The following is a 14,760-nucleotide window of genomic DNA, read 5'->3' as shown; positions in this document are numbered from 1 at the left end:
GAGGACCTGATCATGACCCAGGAAAAGCCCAAGCAGGACAACCCGGCCACCGACCCGCCCCGCCAGAACGGCCAGGGCGACCATCATGGCGTGCCCCATTCGCCCGAGGAGTTCGACGTGATGAACCCCGCCAAGCCCGGCGACTACAAGCAGGAAAATCAGTGACGGGCGGGACAGAGGCGGGAACGTTTTCGCCGCAAGGTTGTTGACCCATACTCCCTGTTGGAACTGGCCCTGCCCTTGCGGGCGGGGCATTTTTCTGCCTTCTCCCCTATGATCTTCAGCAAAAAGCCGGTCTTGCCGCTTGTCGGCCCGGGCCCGGGTGCGCTAGATGCCTGCGGCGCTTTGGCGCAGTCGAGCGGTGACCGGGCCCCTCTGGCGAAAGTGGCGGCGCTTTCGTGATGTCGGCACCTGTTCCTTTCCAGCCGCCTGGACCAAATCCATCATGAACAAGGATACCTCGCCATCGGCAGGAGGATCGCGCGCGGGCCGTCCTGTGCTGTCCTATCTGAAATGGGCGATCATCGTCACCGGCCTCGGGCTTGCGCTCGGGGCGGTCCTGGGCTGGCAGACCACGGGGACCCTGTCGGGGATGCTGTCGATCCTCTTCATCTGCTCGGTGCTGGCGGTTCTGGAAATCTCGCTGTCCTTCGACAATGCGATCGTCAATGCCAACAAGCTCAAGGAGATGCGCCCCGAATGGCAGCGGCGCTTCCTGACCTGGGGCATCCTGATCGCGGTCTTCGGCATGCGGATCGTCTTTCCGCTGCTGATCGTCGTGATCGCGGCGGGGATCGGGCCGTGGCAGGCGCTGCTGCTGGCCGCCAGCCAGCCCGAGGAATATGCCCATATCATGCACGAGGCGCATCTGCCGATCGCGGCCTTCGGCGGCACCTTCCTGATGATGGTCGGGCTCAGCTTCTTCTTTGACCACGAAAAGGATGTGCACTGGGTCCACTGGGTCGAACGGCACATGGCGAAATACGCCAGCATCCGCGGGATCGAGGTGGCTGTCGTGCTGCTGTTCGTGCTGGGCTTTTCGCACCTGCTGCAGGGGACCGAGCGCGAGGTGTTCTTCGGCGCCGCGATCTGGGGGCTGATGACCTTTCTGCTGGTCGAGGTGCTGGGCGGACTTCTGGACAGCACGCAGGAGACCCTGCACGGCGCGGCCCGCGGCGGCCTGGGGGCGTTCCTGTATCTGGAGGTGCTGGACGCGTCCTTCAGCTTTGACGGCGTGATCGGGGCCTTTGCCCTCAGCCAGAACCTGTTCGTGATCGCGATCGGCCTGGGGATCGGGGCGATGTATGTGCGATCGATGACCATCATGCTGGTCGAGAACAGCACCCTGTCGGAATACCGCTATCTGGAACACGGCGCCTTCTACGCCATCATCGCGCTGTCGGTTGTCATGTTCGCCCAGGCGCTGGTGCATATCCCCGAGGTCATCACCGGCCTGGGCGGGGCGGGACTGATCGGGATATCGCTCTGGTCCTCGGTCCGGTGGAACCGCAGGAATACCCTGCCCGCAGAGTGAAGCGCCGGAGGATTTTTGAGTCCTCCGCCTGAGCGGCGCGCACCCGCGCGCCGTTTTTCATTCGCCCTTATCGGTACATTCCCTGCTGCGGCTTCACATTTCTCGCTGCGGCTTCCGGTGTTAGTCCTTTCCTCTGTTTCGCGGCAAAATGCATGTCGGCTTCAGACAGGATCGGTTCAGCCAAGCAGCAAAAAGCGCAGCTTCTCGGCGCCCGCCTTCGGAAGCATCCTTTCAGGTTTCGGCGCGGCATACGGTCCATCTTGGGGGGTTGTAAGAAGCAACTTGAAGTGTTGCCGGTCGAACCGCCGGTCATCAGATTGCCTGCGCTCCTGACTTCCTGCCCGCACATTTTGTTATTATTTTGCCAGCGGACCGCACCTGATGCTGGTGCCAGTGGCAGGAGCGTGCCGATGCGTCCGAAGTCCTCGTCACGCGCGCCAGTCAGCCCCACCTGGATTTTTTTCCTCCGGCACTTGGCGTTGGCCACAGGAACGGGCCTCGGCTCACGCTCGGCAGGAATTGCGAAACTCAGCCCTGCATGGCTCCTGCGCCAACGTTTGATCCGCCCCGGCCGCCGACACGCCGCTCCTCTGCCGCGCTGCAGCGGGAACTATTCATGCCCTGAAGCTTATTACTTATGGAAGCGTTCAAGGAGTGCATCATGAGCGATCTCGATATCATCGGCGAAACCGTCGTCCGCGGCGTCAAGCTGGAGATGACCCGCAACCTGGCGATGGACAGCTATGCCTTGGCCTGGGACGGACAGAAGGTCAGCGGGCGGGCGGATTTCGATTCCACCGCCAACCCCACCCAGATCTGGTCCGACGCAATCCGGTCGCTGCGCGAGGATCCGGCCAGCGAACCTCAGGTCGGCTGCGATATGGCAGCCGAAAAGGTCAATTGAACGGGCGCGGGCCGCCGATGATCCGGCCGGCCCGCGCAGTGGATGACAGGCGCAGGCACGTCCCGCCCCTCCACCTGCCTCGTCAACCCATCGAAGGGAGATCGGCCGGTGAACGACTTTGACGTTCTCGTGGCACTTCTGGGCGGCGTCACGCTGGCCTTGGGCCTGCCGTCCAAGTGGCTTGCACGCAGCCCCTTGCCGCCTACCCTCCTCGCCCTGCTGATCGGGATCGCCATCGGTCCGCAGGTCCTGAACCTGATCGACCTGGAGGGGACGGGCCATCGCGCCTCTCTCATGGAGGATGCCGCGCGTCTGGCGATAGGCATCGGCCTTGTGGGCGTCGCGCTGCGCATCCCGGCCGACTATCTGCGCCGCCGCTGGAGGGAGATGCTGAAGCTGATCGGTCTCAGCATGGTCCTGATGTGGATCATCAGCACGGCGCTGGTAGTTCTGATCCTAGGGTTGCCCCTTGGACTGTCGGCCCTGATCGGTGCGATCGTGACGCCCACGGATCCGGTCGCGGCCAGCCCCATCGTCACCGGCGCGGAGGCTGAGAAGAACATCCCCGAGAACCTGCGCCATGCCATCTCGTTTGAATCGGGTGCGAACGACGGACTGGCCTACCTGTTCGTCTTCTTGCCGTTTCTTCTGATCACGCGCCCGACCGGCGACGCCCTCGTCCACTGGCTGGGCAAGTCGCTCTTGTGGGATATCGGCATTGCCACCCTGGTCGGCGGGGCCATCGGTTATGGGGCTGCAAGGCTGCTGCAGCAGGCCGAGCGGCGCGGTGCGATCCTGGAGCAGTGGCGGCTGGTCTATACGGTGGCGATGGCCTTCCTGGCCCTGGGCATCGGCCGCATCATCAAGAGCGACGAGGTTCTACTGGTCTTTGCGGCAGGCATCGCCTTTACCCAAGTCATCAACCAGTCCGACCGGCAGAACGAGGAACATGGACAGGAGGCGGTCAACCGCTTCTTTGCCATCCCGATCTTTGTCCTTCTGGGCAGCGTCTTGCCGTGGAAGGGATGGATGGACCTGGGATGGTCGGGTCCGCTGCTGGTCGCGGCCATCCTGCTGCTGCGGCGGCCCCCCGTCCTTCTTCTGCTGCGGCGGTGGCTGCCCGACGTCCGTACGAGGTCCGAGGCCCTGTTCATGGGATGGTTCGGACCGATTGCCGTCGCGGCCATCTATTACGCCTCCCTGATGGAGCAGCGGACCAGTGAGGCGGTGATCTGGCACGCGGTCAGCCTGGTCATCTGCGGGTCGGTGATTCTTCATGGTGCCACAGGGGCTCCGCTGACGCGGGCCTTGGGGCGGCGCCTTCGCAGGACTTGAGTTGCAGAGAGTAGAACCTGGCGTTTTGCGGGCTCTTTGTCGCGCTGCCAGCTGGCGCGTAGCGATGGATCATTCTCTCTCGGAAGCTCAGCTGACAATCCGCGCCAACATGTTGATTCCACAACCTTGAGCTGTATTACGTGCCGGTTCTGTCACGCGGTATGGACGTCCGACAGTGCCGAAGGATGCTTTGGAATAGTTAAAACTATACACATTTCCCTAGATTTTTGCTGAAATCCTTCGGGGGTTCGTGCTAGGACAGCGATGCAACCACAAGTAGTGGAGACTCGCAGTGCCAAAGCATAGCCTGTTCATCCTCGCGGCCTTCCTGGGCCTGACTGCCTCTCTCAGCCTCGCCTCGCCTGCCAGATCCGAGCCGCTGACGACTGGACAGTTGAGCTGGTCAGCCCCGCCTGCCGTGACCGGAGAGATTTCGGGATTGGCGAAGACCACAAAGAAGAAGCGATCGTCCAAGATGCCCATGCGCGTCAGTTCGGCTACGGTGGCAAAGCCGCGCTATCAGGCCTGGATGAGCCCGGAAATCATCGGCGCCTGGAACGCCGGATATCGTGGCCAACGCGCGACCATCACCGTGGTGGACGACTTCACAAGCGGCAGGCGCCTGTCGGGCGACCTTGGCACGGGCAACCAGCCGCTGCGGCACGGAGAGTGGGCGCGGCTCAAAGGATCGATGCTGGCCCCTTCCTCCATGCTTGCCTCACATGATTATTCCACCGGCCGCCGGGTGACGCTCAGCCGCACGGGCCTCAATGTCGCCAATCTCAGCTATGGCATGTTCGCCCGCTCTGGAACGCGGGCCAGCCAGATCGCGTGGTCGGCACAGGAAAGCTCGCTCATCGGTTTTGCCAAGAAGGGTTCTGCCGTGATCGCCAAGGCGGCGGGCAATGACGGCGTGGCGATCGGCGCTGGCACCCGCTCCGGCAGTACCGACTTTCTGAACGTGGCCTTGGTGGGGACGCCTTCGACGATCTTCGTGGGCGCGCTGGACCGAAATGGCACAAGGAAGCAGAAGGCCCGGCTTGCCAGCTATTCCAACTTTGCGGGCAAGAACCCGGCCGTTCAGCGCCAGTTCTTGACAGTGGGCGTTCACGGTGACCTGTCGAACCTCTACGGCACGTCTTTCGCCGCACCGGTCGTCAGCGGCTACGCCGCTGTGCTGGGAAGCAAGTTCACCTCGGCCAGCCCTTCGCAGATCAGCCGGCGACTGCTGGATACGGCGCGGACCGACACGATCCAGAACTACAAGGCATCCGTGCACGGACGTGGCCAGGCCAGTATCTCCCGCGCCTTGGCGCCCTCGCGCATCAACTAGATGCTTGAGGTCAAGCAGCCCCCGGACCAGATGGAATGGCTGCGAGAAGGCCGGTCTTCTCGAGGCTTGGTTTGAGGACCGAGAGACCGAGCTCAACTGATGCAGTTGGTGGACCAAACTCGCGAATCAGAAGGCCTTGATCTCAGCCTCAGGTCGCAGTCAGCGCAAAATGTGACCGTTGGGTCTAGAAACTAACCGTTTGACTATTATCAGCCCAACCAAAAGGATAGCGCCAGATTTGCGTTAAGCTATTGTAAAGTATTTTTAATAACTCCTGAGTTGTGCCGTTCCCCCTCCCATCGCGTCTTTTTGCACTTTTTAAAGTTGCAGGGGTGACGCATAGTTTGGATCTTTCCGATTTTGATGAGGAGGTCCACGCAAATGGTACAACCCCGGATTGTTGACAGCGCCGTTTCCGACCGCAATCGTTGCAGCACGGCACCGGCCGATCCTGCGGCAGGAACGTCGCCGGCGCGCCGGAGGGTTGTTCACGGACCTCGCCCCCTGTTCCCGAAATTCGCCTTGGCGACGACGTCACTGAGCCGCATGATGCAGCAGTCCGGCCTCAGCCGGATCGGCAAGCGCCTGGCCAAGCTGACACCGGCCGCCTTGGTGATGAGCGCCGGCCAGGCGGCAGTCGCAGGCGGCTATGCGGTTCCGATCGTGGATGTTCTGGCTGCCCCGACGCCTGCCGCCGTGCCCCCGATGGCAGGTCCGAGCGACTACTGGCTGGCCCTCATCCCCCTTGCAATCCTGTTCCTGGCCTCGCGCGGTGGCGACGGAAGCAGCAGCAGCGGCGGCGTGCCGCCCTCGGGCGTGCCGCTGGACCTGGGCGGGCCCTGCTTTGCCGAGGGCACCCTCCTACGGATGGAAGATGGCTGGCGCCCCGTCGAGGAGATCCGCGTCGGTGATCGAATCCTGTCCTCGAAAGGCGTCCAGACCGTCCTCTCGGCCGACTTCTGGACCCCGACCGAGTTCCGCGACCGGCCTTGCGAGATCGAGGGGGTCAGCCTCTCTGCCAACCACGGGGTCCTGCAAGGCGGCTACCGGGTCCCGGCCCAAGAGGTCAGCCTGCGCCGTGAACGGATCAATGGGCTGAAGTACTTCCACGTCCTGCTGGAAAACCACAGCTGGCTCTATGCCAAGGCCGGACCCGAGGGGAAGGTGATCGAGGCGGAAAGCCTCATGATGACCACCGACCTGACGCTGTCGAAACGATTCCCTGACCTTGCCGCGCGACATGCAGCCGATCCTGCAGCACCCAACAAGGTCGCGATGCCGGAGCAGGCCGCAGCGGCCTGAACGCTGCTGACTTCAATGTTCAGGGCGCGCCCGTATCGCTTGGCGCGCCTTTTTGTGGCACGCGTTCTCCGGCCATCCGCATTTCCCATAGTGTGTAAAAGCCTCCTGATGCCGCCGCAAAAAGCGCTGGTCCCAACCCGCCGCTTCCTGCTCAGGGTGGCGCGGGATGATCAGCGCGCCATTCTGCATGTCGGTGCCTCCACGGCCGACGATGAATGACACTTCAACGACAGTAGAACTACCAGCGGAACATAATTCTCCGCCACCCGTTGCTAGCACGTCGCGCCGGGGGAGCAGAGGTTGGAGCCCACGTCCTGCGTCTGTCAATTACCTGCCCATGGTCCCATTGGCGACCGGTCAGGCGGCAGGAGATCGGTCGCGGCGATCTCAAGGGTCGTCAGCATCTGGCGGAACGGCCATCCCGTGAACAAGGATATTCTCATGACCGAAGATAAGCCCCAAGATCCCGCCCGGCGCAAGTTGATGGGCGGAGTGGCCGGAGGTTTGGCAGCCGTCGGTTTCGCCGGAGCGGCCAGTGCCCAAGAAAACGGGCAGGCTGCCGAGGCTGCGCCCCTGACCCGGATGCGCAATCCGCAGACGGCCTATCCTCAGCCGCCCTTCCCCAAGCAGCAGCAGGAGTGGCCCGGTCTTGCCAGCGAGATGGACCCGGTTCCCGACCATGGCGAAGACAGCTACCGCGGCTCGAACCGCCTTGAGGGGCGGCGCGCGCTGATCACCGGCGGCGACAGCGGCATCGGACGTGCGGTCGCGATCGCCTTCGCGCGCGAAGGAGCGGATGTCGCGATCAACTATCTTCCTGCCGAAGAGCAGGACGCGCAGGAGGTCGTTGCGCTGATCGAGGAAGCGGGTGGGCGCGCTGTGGCCATTCCGGGCGACATCACCGACCGTGATTTCTGCCAGGAGTTGGTGCAACGGGCGGTGGAGGCCTTGGGCGGCCTCGATATCTTGGTCAACAATGCGGGCTTCCAGCAATCAGCGCCCTCGATCGAGGAAATCTCGGACGAGACCTTCGATCAGACCATGAAGACCAACGTCTATGCGCCCTTCCGGATCACCAAGGCCGCGCTTCCGCATCTGGAGGCCGGGGCCTCGATCATCATCACCGCTTCGGTTGTCGCCGAACAACCGCCCGAGAACCTGTTCGACTATGCCCAGACGAAAGCGGCCAACGTGATCTATGCGCAGGTCTTGGCCAAGCAGCTGGCATCCCGCGGGATCCGGGTCAATGCCGTGGCGCCTGGCCCGTTCTGGACGCCGCTGCAGGTCGTGGGCGGCCAGCCTGCCGACGCCATCCCACAGTTCGGCGCCTCCACGGCCATGGGTCGTCCGGGCCAACCGGTCGAGATCGCGCCGCTTTACGTGCTGCTCGCCAGTGCGGAATCCAGCTATTCGACCGGCCAGCTGTTCGAGGCGACCGGCGGATAATACGGCACGGGGCCATTCCGAACGCTTCGGGATGGCGCCCTCGCCCGCGGGCAGCGGAGCCGCCTTCTGTCTTGGATTGGTGGATCGGTGACCGTGCATGCCCTGATCGTGAACGTCATGTCCCGCTGAAGGCCCGTCGCCTGGCCCCTGTAGGGTTCCTTCCACCCTATGTTCGTGGCAAGCAAAAGCCTCGACCAAGCCCCGCAGGCGGATGCAGCACCTGCAGGACGCTCCCAAGGTCGCCTCACCCGTGCCAGGATCAAGATGAGCCCATTTTCGCCGGAAATCCTGACATTCCATGCAGCCACCCTAGTCATCGGCCTGATCGTCGCCCTCCGCTTCGTCGGCAGGCTTCCGATCGCCCGCCTGCCGCGCTACCTCCTTATGGCGCTGGTGCTGCTGGTTGCGGTCAATCGGGTCTTCAGCCAGCTGCTGACCGGCGCGCTGGACCCGATCGAGCTGCCGCGGCCAATGATCATCGCGCTCAGCTGGCTCTTTGCCTCGGTCCTGATGCTGGCTGTCGCCCAGGTGGCGCTGGATGTCGTGACAGTCCTGCGATCGCTGGCCGCCCGCCGCATGGTCCGTCCTGCCCCATGGATGCGCCTGACAATGGGCGCGACGGTCCTGTGCCTGTCGGGCCTGGGCGTGGTCCAAGCCCTGCGGCTTCCCCCGGTCACCACTGTCGAAGTCGCCATTCGGGATCTGCCAGCGGAGCTTGACGGCTACCGGGTCCTGCAGCTTTCGGACCTTCACATCTCCAAGCTCTTTCCCGCCGATTGGGCAACCAAGGTGGTGGCGCTGGCAAATGACCAAGGCGCCGATCTTGTGGCGATCACCGGCGATCTGGTCGATGGCCTGCCCGCCACGCGCCAGGATGACATCGCGCCCCTGCGCCTGCTGAAGGCACCGGACGGCGTGTACATGGTCCCCGGCAATCATGAGTATTACTTCGACTATGACGCCTGGATGGCGGTCTTCCCCACCCTTGGCCTGCGCCCCCTGCCGAACAGCCACGTCGTGATCCGCCGCGGCAGCGCCGATCTGGTGCTGGCCGGGGTGACCGATCTTGCCTCGGGCGGATATGGCGAGGCCCGGCCGGACCTGTCCCTCGCTCTGGCGGGTGCGCCGGAAGGTACGCCCGTTCTGCTCCTCTCGCATCAGCCGAAACTGGCCCGGCGCGCCGCCCGGGCTGGGGTCGATCTGCAACTGTCCGGGCATACCCATGGCGGCATGGCCGTCGGACTCCGCCGCCTCGTCGCCCGGATGAACGGCGGCTTTGTCTCGGGACTCTACCACCTGGGCGACACGCAGATCTATGTCAGCAATGGAACCGGGCACACGCCTGGCTTCGCCTTCCGCTTTGGCGTACCCCCCGAGATGACAATGATCGTCTTGCGGCGGGCGTAGTCTCCAGGCCCTGTGTGAGGCTTGCAAGTGCTCACGGCCGTTCGGCGCTGGCGACAGGAACGTCTGAAATGCCGCCGCTAAGGTGATCCACCCGTTGGTGGGCATCTTCGAGACCGCAGCGCTGCTGCGCAACCTCGGCAAGAAGCTTAGTGTTCCTGCCGAGGCGCAGGCCCGGCTCGCGCATCTCGCCTGCCGGTTGGCTCGGAAGAAGACCGGGGGAATGACAAAGAACCGGAACCGTTTGCGCGTGCTTCAGGACGATCGCCAGCGACAGAAAGGGGAGTGCCTGTCGACGATCGTCAGGATGCACAGCTTGTTTCCCAGAGCGAGTTGGTCATGAACAAAATCCATAGCCCAGACATCGTTCGGCCCGACAGTCTTCTGGCGATCATCGCGCAGTTGGCCTTCACCCGCCGTTTTGGGTTCTTGTTCCTGAGCTGCAGACCCAACTCGTTGTAAATCCTGCGCGTCTTCTTGATGTTCACCTGCCAGCCTTTCCGTCGCAGCAGGACGTGGACACGTCCATAGCCATAGCGCACTCCGGTCTCGCAGATCTCCCTGATCCTCAGTTCCAATGCGTCCTGCCCGGGTCGGCGGGATTTGTAATTGTAGCTCGGCGGATCAAAGAGCAGGACCCCACATGCTTAGCGGACCGACACCCCCCAATCCACCAACATCCCATCGACAAGTTCCCGTGTCCGACCAGGCCTCAGAGCTAATGGGATGGTTCGCCCCGCCGCCTCGGGCAACAATCGTGTCACCGTCAACAGGGGAGATATGAGCATGCACCATCAACCCAAAATCTGCGCAGTCTTCGGCATCGACATCGGCAAAACCCTATTCCACGTGGTCGGTCTCGACACCTCGGGCGCACCGATTCAGAAAGCCAAGCTTCGGCGCGAGACCCTTCTGCAGTTCTTTGCACAAGCGGCGCCAACTCTTGTCAGCATGGAGGCCTGCCCCGGATCGCAGTGGCTTGCCAGGAAACTAAAGGAACTCGGTCACGAGGTCCGCATCATCCCGGCGCAGTTCGTCAAACCCTACGTGAAGTCGCACAAGAACGACATCATCGACGCTGAGGCTATCGCGGAAGCTGCAACCAGACCCACAATGCGCTTCGTCGGGATCAAGGAGGCGCATCAGGTTGATCTGCAGATGCTACACCGTGTGCGCAGCCGACTGGTGAAGGGACGAACCAATCTTATTTGTCAGATGCGCTCATACTGTCTGGAGCATGGCGTCGCTCTCCGCCAAGGCGCCGGGGTGTTCAAACTCGATATCGTCCGCGCCATCGATGACCCGGAGAATGATTTGACTTAGCGGGCGCGCATTGTCCTGCGGGAGCTGCAGTTGGACCTATTGCGCCTAGAGGAGCGTATCCTCAGCGTGTCCACGGAGATCAAGGCCATTGCGGACAGAGATGAGACCGCGCGTCGGCTGATGACGATCCCTGGTATCGGGCCACTCGGCGCAACTGCCATCCTGGCGTCCATCGGTGACCCGTCGCGCTTCAAGAAAGCACGAGACGTGGCTGCATGGCTGGGCCTAGTGCCGCGGCAACATTCGACAGGTGGCAAGCAGACCCTGCTCGGCATAGCGAAGCGAGGAAGTAGTTATGTCCGAACGCTTCTGATCCACGGCGCACGATCGGTCCTGCTGCATCTGGACCGAACGAAGGACCGCCTTGGCCAATGGGCCGACGAGCTTCGAGAAAGGATGCACGTCAATAAGGTCACAGTCGCACTGGCGGCGAAGCTAGCAAGGGTGATCTGGGTTGTGCTCAGCAAGCCCGGGGCAACATATGAACGGCGCCTGCCAGCAGGATTTGGCGCTTAACCCCATCCGGTTCAACCGGATCGGAATGCGAGGCTCGAAATGATGACGAAAAGGATGATCGACGCGCCGTAAATCCGTTCCGAAAGCGGGCTTCGTGCCCGAACAAGCTAATTGGGAACGGCGCGTGCGGATCTCATCATGGCCTGGCTGGAAAACCAGCTCACTCGCGAGAGGCCGGATACATTTATGCAATCCTGAACGTCATCAGGAAGAACCTTGCACAGGCGGGGCGAACCATACATTTCGGCGGATGACGTCCTGCAGCATTTCAAGATCCAAGGTCAGGTCAGCAACGATCTTCTTGGGCCGGCTGTTTTCGTCTTCCGGCGCCTTCAGCCGGCGCATCTCGTCAAGCAGCAAGCCGCCATACCGCTTCTTCCAGTTGAAGTAGGTCGCCTGGCTGATCCCGGCCTTTCGGCAGATCTCCGCCACCGGCATACCTTCCTCGCCCTGCTTCAGGATGAACGCCTTTTGCGCCTCCGTGAACTTCGATGCCTTCGTCGTTTTCAGCTCCTCTCGCAGCCAAGAAAGGTTAGCTGGAAACTCCAGTTTCAAACGGCGTTGTTGAAGAACTCCAGCCTGCCGCGGGATTCACGCGGGCTGGCTAGTAGGGTAAGCGTCTCGGCATGAGCAAACCTGAGGCTGCCTGCTACCGCACGACGGACTGGCCGTCTTACAATAATGCCCTGAGGCGGCGCGGATCGCTGCTGATCTGGCTGGACAAGGATACGGTGTGGTGTATTGACCCAGCTGAATCTGCTCAGGTTAAGCCGCTAATCTGAATGCCTGGGCAGGTGTCCGCATGGCAAGCGCCTGATGCGGCCGGCGGGTGTTGTAGAACTGGATCCAGTCTCCGATGGCCCGCGCGGCGTGCTGGATGCTCTCGAAGCGGTGGCGGTGAACGCATTTGTCGGGAAAACGGTCCACTGGACCGTTTTCTGATCCTCCTCATTCCTTCAGCGTCCTGATGACACGTTCGACCATGCCGTTTTGCTGCGGACAATGCGGAGTGATGAACTCCTGCCTCAGACCGTAGCTGCGCACCAGGGCCGTGTGGTGCCGGCTGGTGAAGACCAGCCCATTGTCAGACCTCAGCAAGAACTCGCGGTTGACGCGACCCAAGGTGCCGAAGCGGCTGATCAGAGCATGTTCCAGCGCGCTAGCCGCTGTGGTCGCCTTTCCGGTGCGTGACAGGTGCCATCCCAGAAGCTCCCGGGTGTGACAGTCGATCACACGGGCCAGAGAGGCCAGCCGTCCCTGCCGGCCCAGATCGGTCGACCAGCGCTCGTTTGGCCCGGTGGCGACGGGCGGCAGCGCCTGGATGCGCGGGCATGCCGGCAGGGTGCTTGCGGACCTGCCAGTTCTTCAACTGGAAGATCCGCTGCACCGTATTCTTGTTGAAGCCCAGCAGGAAAGCCACCATACGGTAGCCGAACGATGGGTTTTCCTCGATCATGGCCTTGATCGGCTCGGCGAAGCGGGGATCGATCTTCGGGGCGGCCTTGGTCGGCTTGTAGTAGACCGTCCGTCGCGGGACGCCAATACCCGGCGCAGAGCTTCACCAGCGACACATTGATGCCATCTGCCAGCAGGCCCTCATGGAGCGTCCGGATCAATTGTCGTTCTCCGTTCGCCATTGGCCTCGGACCGATGGCGGCTCAATGGCTCACCATGAGGGCCGCCAACTTTTTTCGCGCGCGCAGCTCCAGCATGGCCTCGCCGTAGGCCTCTTGCAGGTCACGAAGCTGCTTTCGTATTCCTGCCGAACATCGAGCGGGTTTGCCCGCAGCGCATTCTTCATGCCCCGACGGGCATCATCGACCCGGCCCTCGATCTCGGATGGGGAGAGGTCATAGCCGCGGCTGGCTTCCGCCACCGTCGTCTTGCCCTGAATGATCTCGATGACCAGCGCTGACTTGCGCTTGGCCGTCCACCGCTTGACGACGTCTTCCAATGGTCCACTCATCGCTACGTTTCACTCCTTGTAGCATGAGCAAATTTTTACTGGGTCGATACAGCCTCGCCTGCGCCGGACCGACAGCCCTTCCTCGCGGTAGAGCCGATACAGCTTCTTCGGGTTCATCAGCATGCCCCTGCGCTCCAGCAGAAGTCCGATCCGCCGATAGCCGAACCGGCGGCGCAGCGCCGCGATCTCCTGCATGGCCTTGCGGATCTCCGGGTTGTCGGGCGGCCGCTCGCGCCGCACCGTGTTTGGATCGACACCGACCAGAACGCAGGCCCGGCGTTGCGAGATGTCATGATCCCGCATCGTCTTGAGCACCGCGTCCCGCCGCGCTTTCGGTGTCGTCAGGGCTCAGCCATAGTCCTTGGACCAGTGGCGTCCCATGGCTTCGATCCCAGGAGATCCTTCAGAACGACATTGTCGAGCATGGCATCTGCCAGAAGCAGCTTCAGCTTGCCGTTCTCGTCTTCAAGCACCCTCAACCTTTGGGCATCGGACACATCCATGCCCCCATACTTGGCCTTGAGCGTGTAGAACGTCGCCGGGCTGAGACCATGCCGGCGACAGACCTCCGCCGCCGCCATTCCGGCTTCCTGCTCCTTGATCATCCCAATGATCTGCGCCTCGGTGAAGCGGCTTTTCCTCATGTCGTCTGCTCCTTCGTTGTGAAGCAAACCCTACATTAAACCGAGGGACGTTCCGGGGGGCAGGTCAGCTCTGCAAGGCGATCTCGTGACGCTGCTGTCTGCGGTGGACAACAAAAAGCCCGCTGGGAAGCGGGCTGTATGCGGGTTCGGTATTTTTGGTTGCGGGGGCAGGATTTGAACCTGCGGCCTTCAGGTTATGAGCCTGACGAGCTACCGGGCTGCTCTACCCCGCGCCAGTTTTGTCCTGCGGGTTTTCATCGTTATCAGAGAGATATTTGCGTGTCTTACCAGGTCTGGCGGTGACCTACTCTCCCACGTCTTGAGACGCAGTACCATTGGCGCAGCGGCACTTAACGGCCGAGTTCGGGATGGGATCGGGTGTTTTGCTCGCGCTAGGGCCACCAGACCGGGAAAGACACGCTCAGCGTCGCCCCTTTCGGGGTTTTTGTTGTCCAAGGATGCATGGGAGGAAGACAGTCTGTCTTCTTCCGGATCAAATCAAGCCTATCGAGCCATTAGTACCGGTCAACTGAATGCATTGCTGCACTTACATCTCCGGCCTATCGACGTGGTGGTCTTCCACGGCTCTCAAGGGAGACCTTGTTTTGAGGGGGGCTTCACGCTTAGATGCCTTCAGCGTTTATCCTGTCCGTTCATAGCTACCCAGCACTGCCGTTGGCACGACAACTGGTCCACCAGTGGAACGTCCACCCCGGTCCTCTCGTACTAGGGGCAGCTCCTCTCAAGTCTCCAACACCCACGGCAGATAGGGACCGAACTGTCTCACGACGTTCTAAACCCAGCTCACGTACCTCTTTAAATGGCGAACAGCCATACCCTTGGGACCTGCTCCAGCCCCAGGATGAGATGAGCCGACATCGAGGTGCCAAACGATGCCGTCGATATGGACTCTTGGGCATCATCAGCCTGTTATCCCCAGCGTACCTTTTATCCGTTGAGCGATGGCCCTTCCACTCGGGACCACCGGATCACTATGGCCGACTTTCGTCTCTGCTCGACTTGTCAGTCTTGCAGTCAGGCTGGCTTCTGCCA

The 14,760-nt window shown here is 62.1% G+C and carries 14 protein-coding genes, 1 tRNA gene, 2 rRNA genes and 5 pseudogenes (1 of these 22 only partly in view); 12 read left to right on the top strand and 10 right to left on the bottom strand.

Annotation, left to right across the window (positions count from 1 at the left end; genetic code table 11):
* Nucleotides 1-12 precede the first annotated feature (12 nt).
* Together ACZ2G3_RS04860 and ACZ2G3_RS04855 are read left to right on the top strand one after the other, a co-directional pair.
* Nucleotides 13-165, top strand: a complete 153-nt coding sequence (locus ACZ2G3_RS04860; protein WP_470398007.1) for a hypothetical protein — start codon at nt 13-15, stop codon at nt 163-165.
* 280 nt (nt 166-445) lie between these two features.
* Nucleotides 446-1,534, top strand: coding sequence for a DUF475 domain-containing protein (locus ACZ2G3_RS04855; protein WP_470398006.1), 1,089 nt, complete (start codon nt 446-448; stop codon nt 1,532-1,534).
* A gap of 67 nt (nt 1,535-1,601) precedes the next feature.
* On the opposite strand, the gene ACZ2G3_RS04850 is transcribed toward ACZ2G3_RS04855, so the two are convergent.
* On the bottom strand, nt 1,602-2,021 hold the full coding sequence (locus tag ACZ2G3_RS04850) for a hypothetical protein (RefSeq protein WP_470398004.1): 420 nt from the start codon (nt 2,019-2,021) through the stop codon (nt 1,602-1,604).
* Nucleotides 2,022-2,195: 174 nt separating this feature from the next.
* Here ACZ2G3_RS04850 and ACZ2G3_RS04845 point away from each other — a divergent pair, with 174 nt between their 5' ends.
* From ACZ2G3_RS04845 to ACZ2G3_RS04815, 7 genes are all read left to right on the top strand, one after another.
* Nucleotides 2,196-2,438: a hypothetical protein gene (locus tag ACZ2G3_RS04845; protein ID WP_470398002.1), complete on the top strand. Its 243-nt coding sequence runs from the start codon at nt 2,196-2,198 to the stop codon at nt 2,436-2,438.
* A gap of 108 nt (nt 2,439-2,546) precedes the next feature.
* The gene (locus tag ACZ2G3_RS04840; RefSeq protein ID WP_470398000.1) at nt 2,547-3,773 is read left to right on the top strand and encodes a cation:proton antiporter domain-containing protein; all 1,227 of its coding nucleotides are present in this window, start codon (nt 2,547-2,549) and stop codon (nt 3,771-3,773) included.
* 292 nt (nt 3,774-4,065) lie between these two features.
* The gene (locus ACZ2G3_RS04835; RefSeq protein ID WP_470397998.1) at nt 4,066-5,106 is read left to right on the top strand and encodes a S8 family serine peptidase; all 1,041 of its coding nucleotides are present in this window, start codon (nt 4,066-4,068) and stop codon (nt 5,104-5,106) included.
* A gap of 546 nt (nt 5,107-5,652) precedes the next feature.
* Complete coding sequence (locus ACZ2G3_RS04830; protein ID WP_470397996.1) at nt 5,653-6,408, top strand: Hint domain-containing protein; 756 nt, start codon at nt 5,653-5,655, stop codon at nt 6,406-6,408.
* A gap of 441 nt (nt 6,409-6,849) precedes the next feature.
* Nucleotides 6,850-7,854: an SDR family oxidoreductase gene (locus ACZ2G3_RS04825; RefSeq protein ID WP_470397995.1), complete on the top strand. Its 1,005-nt coding sequence runs from the start codon at nt 6,850-6,852 to the stop codon at nt 7,852-7,854.
* A gap of 264 nt (nt 7,855-8,118) precedes the next feature.
* Nucleotides 8,119-9,261: a metallophosphoesterase gene (locus ACZ2G3_RS04820; RefSeq protein WP_470397994.1), complete on the top strand. Its 1,143-nt coding sequence runs from the start codon at nt 8,119-8,121 to the stop codon at nt 9,259-9,261.
* Between the two features lie 94 nt (nt 9,262-9,355).
* Nucleotides 9,356-9,601: a hypothetical protein gene (locus ACZ2G3_RS04815; RefSeq protein ID WP_470399184.1), complete on the top strand. Its 246-nt coding sequence runs from the start codon at nt 9,356-9,358 to the stop codon at nt 9,599-9,601.
* On the opposite strand, the pseudogene ACZ2G3_RS04810 reads toward ACZ2G3_RS04815, so the two are convergent.
* Nucleotides 9,535-9,977: pseudogene (locus ACZ2G3_RS04810) on the bottom strand (IS3 family transposase); the annotation flags it as partial. The gene ACZ2G3_RS04815 and the pseudogene ACZ2G3_RS04810 overlap by 67 nt on opposite strands.
* 7 nt (nt 9,978-9,984) lie before the next feature.
* Between ACZ2G3_RS04810 and ACZ2G3_RS04805 the strand changes: the two are divergent.
* Nucleotides 9,985-11,097: pseudogene (locus ACZ2G3_RS04805) on the top strand (IS110 family RNA-guided transposase).
* A gap of 243 nt (nt 11,098-11,340) precedes the next feature.
* Here the strand turns inward: ACZ2G3_RS04805 and ACZ2G3_RS04800 are convergent.
* Nucleotides 11,341-11,607: pseudogene (locus ACZ2G3_RS04800) on the bottom strand (transposase); the annotation flags it as partial.
* Between the two features lie 116 nt (nt 11,608-11,723).
* Here ACZ2G3_RS04800 and ACZ2G3_RS04795 point away from each other — a divergent pair.
* Nucleotides 11,724-11,834: pseudogene (locus ACZ2G3_RS04795) on the top strand (IS5/IS1182 family transposase); the annotation flags it as partial.
* A 28-nt stretch (nt 11,835-11,862) separates the two neighbouring features.
* Here the strand turns inward: ACZ2G3_RS04795 and ACZ2G3_RS04790 are convergent.
* Together ACZ2G3_RS04790 and ACZ2G3_RS04785 are read right to left on the bottom strand one after the other, a co-directional pair.
* Nucleotides 11,863-12,024, bottom strand: a complete 162-nt coding sequence (locus tag ACZ2G3_RS04790; protein WP_470397992.1) for an integrase core domain-containing protein — start codon at nt 12,022-12,024, stop codon at nt 11,863-11,865.
* A 21-nt stretch (nt 12,025-12,045) separates the two neighbouring features.
* Nucleotides 12,046-12,411, bottom strand: coding sequence for a transposase (locus ACZ2G3_RS04785; protein WP_470399053.1), 366 nt, complete (start codon nt 12,409-12,411; stop codon nt 12,046-12,048).
* A gap of 28 nt (nt 12,412-12,439) precedes the next feature.
* Here ACZ2G3_RS04785 and ACZ2G3_RS04780 point away from each other — a divergent pair, with 28 nt between their 5' ends.
* Nucleotides 12,440-12,673 (top strand): hypothetical protein, encoded by a 234-nt coding sequence (locus ACZ2G3_RS04780; RefSeq protein WP_470397990.1) that lies wholly within the window; start codon nt 12,440-12,442, stop codon nt 12,671-12,673.
* A gap of 90 nt (nt 12,674-12,763) precedes the next feature.
* Here ACZ2G3_RS04780 and ACZ2G3_RS04775 read toward each other — a convergent pair whose 3' ends face one another.
* The 5 genes and pseudogenes from ACZ2G3_RS04775 to ACZ2G3_RS04755 form a co-directional block, all read right to left on the bottom strand.
* Nucleotides 12,764-13,051, bottom strand: coding sequence for a DUF1153 domain-containing protein (locus ACZ2G3_RS04775; protein WP_470397988.1), 288 nt, complete (start codon nt 13,049-13,051; stop codon nt 12,764-12,766).
* Between the two features lie 63 nt (nt 13,052-13,114).
* Nucleotides 13,115-13,707 (bottom strand): annotated as a pseudogene (locus ACZ2G3_RS04770) (transposase); the annotation flags it as partial.
* Between the two features lie 156 nt (nt 13,708-13,863).
* Nucleotides 13,864-13,940, bottom strand: a tRNA-Met gene (locus tag ACZ2G3_RS04765).
* Between the two features lie 58 nt (nt 13,941-13,998).
* Nucleotides 13,999-14,113 (bottom strand): 5S ribosomal RNA (gene rrf / locus ACZ2G3_RS04760).
* A gap of 88 nt (nt 14,114-14,201) precedes the next feature.
* Nucleotides 14,202-14,760 (bottom strand): 23S ribosomal RNA (locus tag ACZ2G3_RS04755); it runs 2,275 nt beyond the window's last position.

The sequence above is a fragment of the Paracoccus sp. KKT209 genome, from assembly GCF_055635455.1.
Note: the sequence above shows the minus strand (reverse complement) of the source record. Positions and strands in the feature narration are given on the sequence as shown.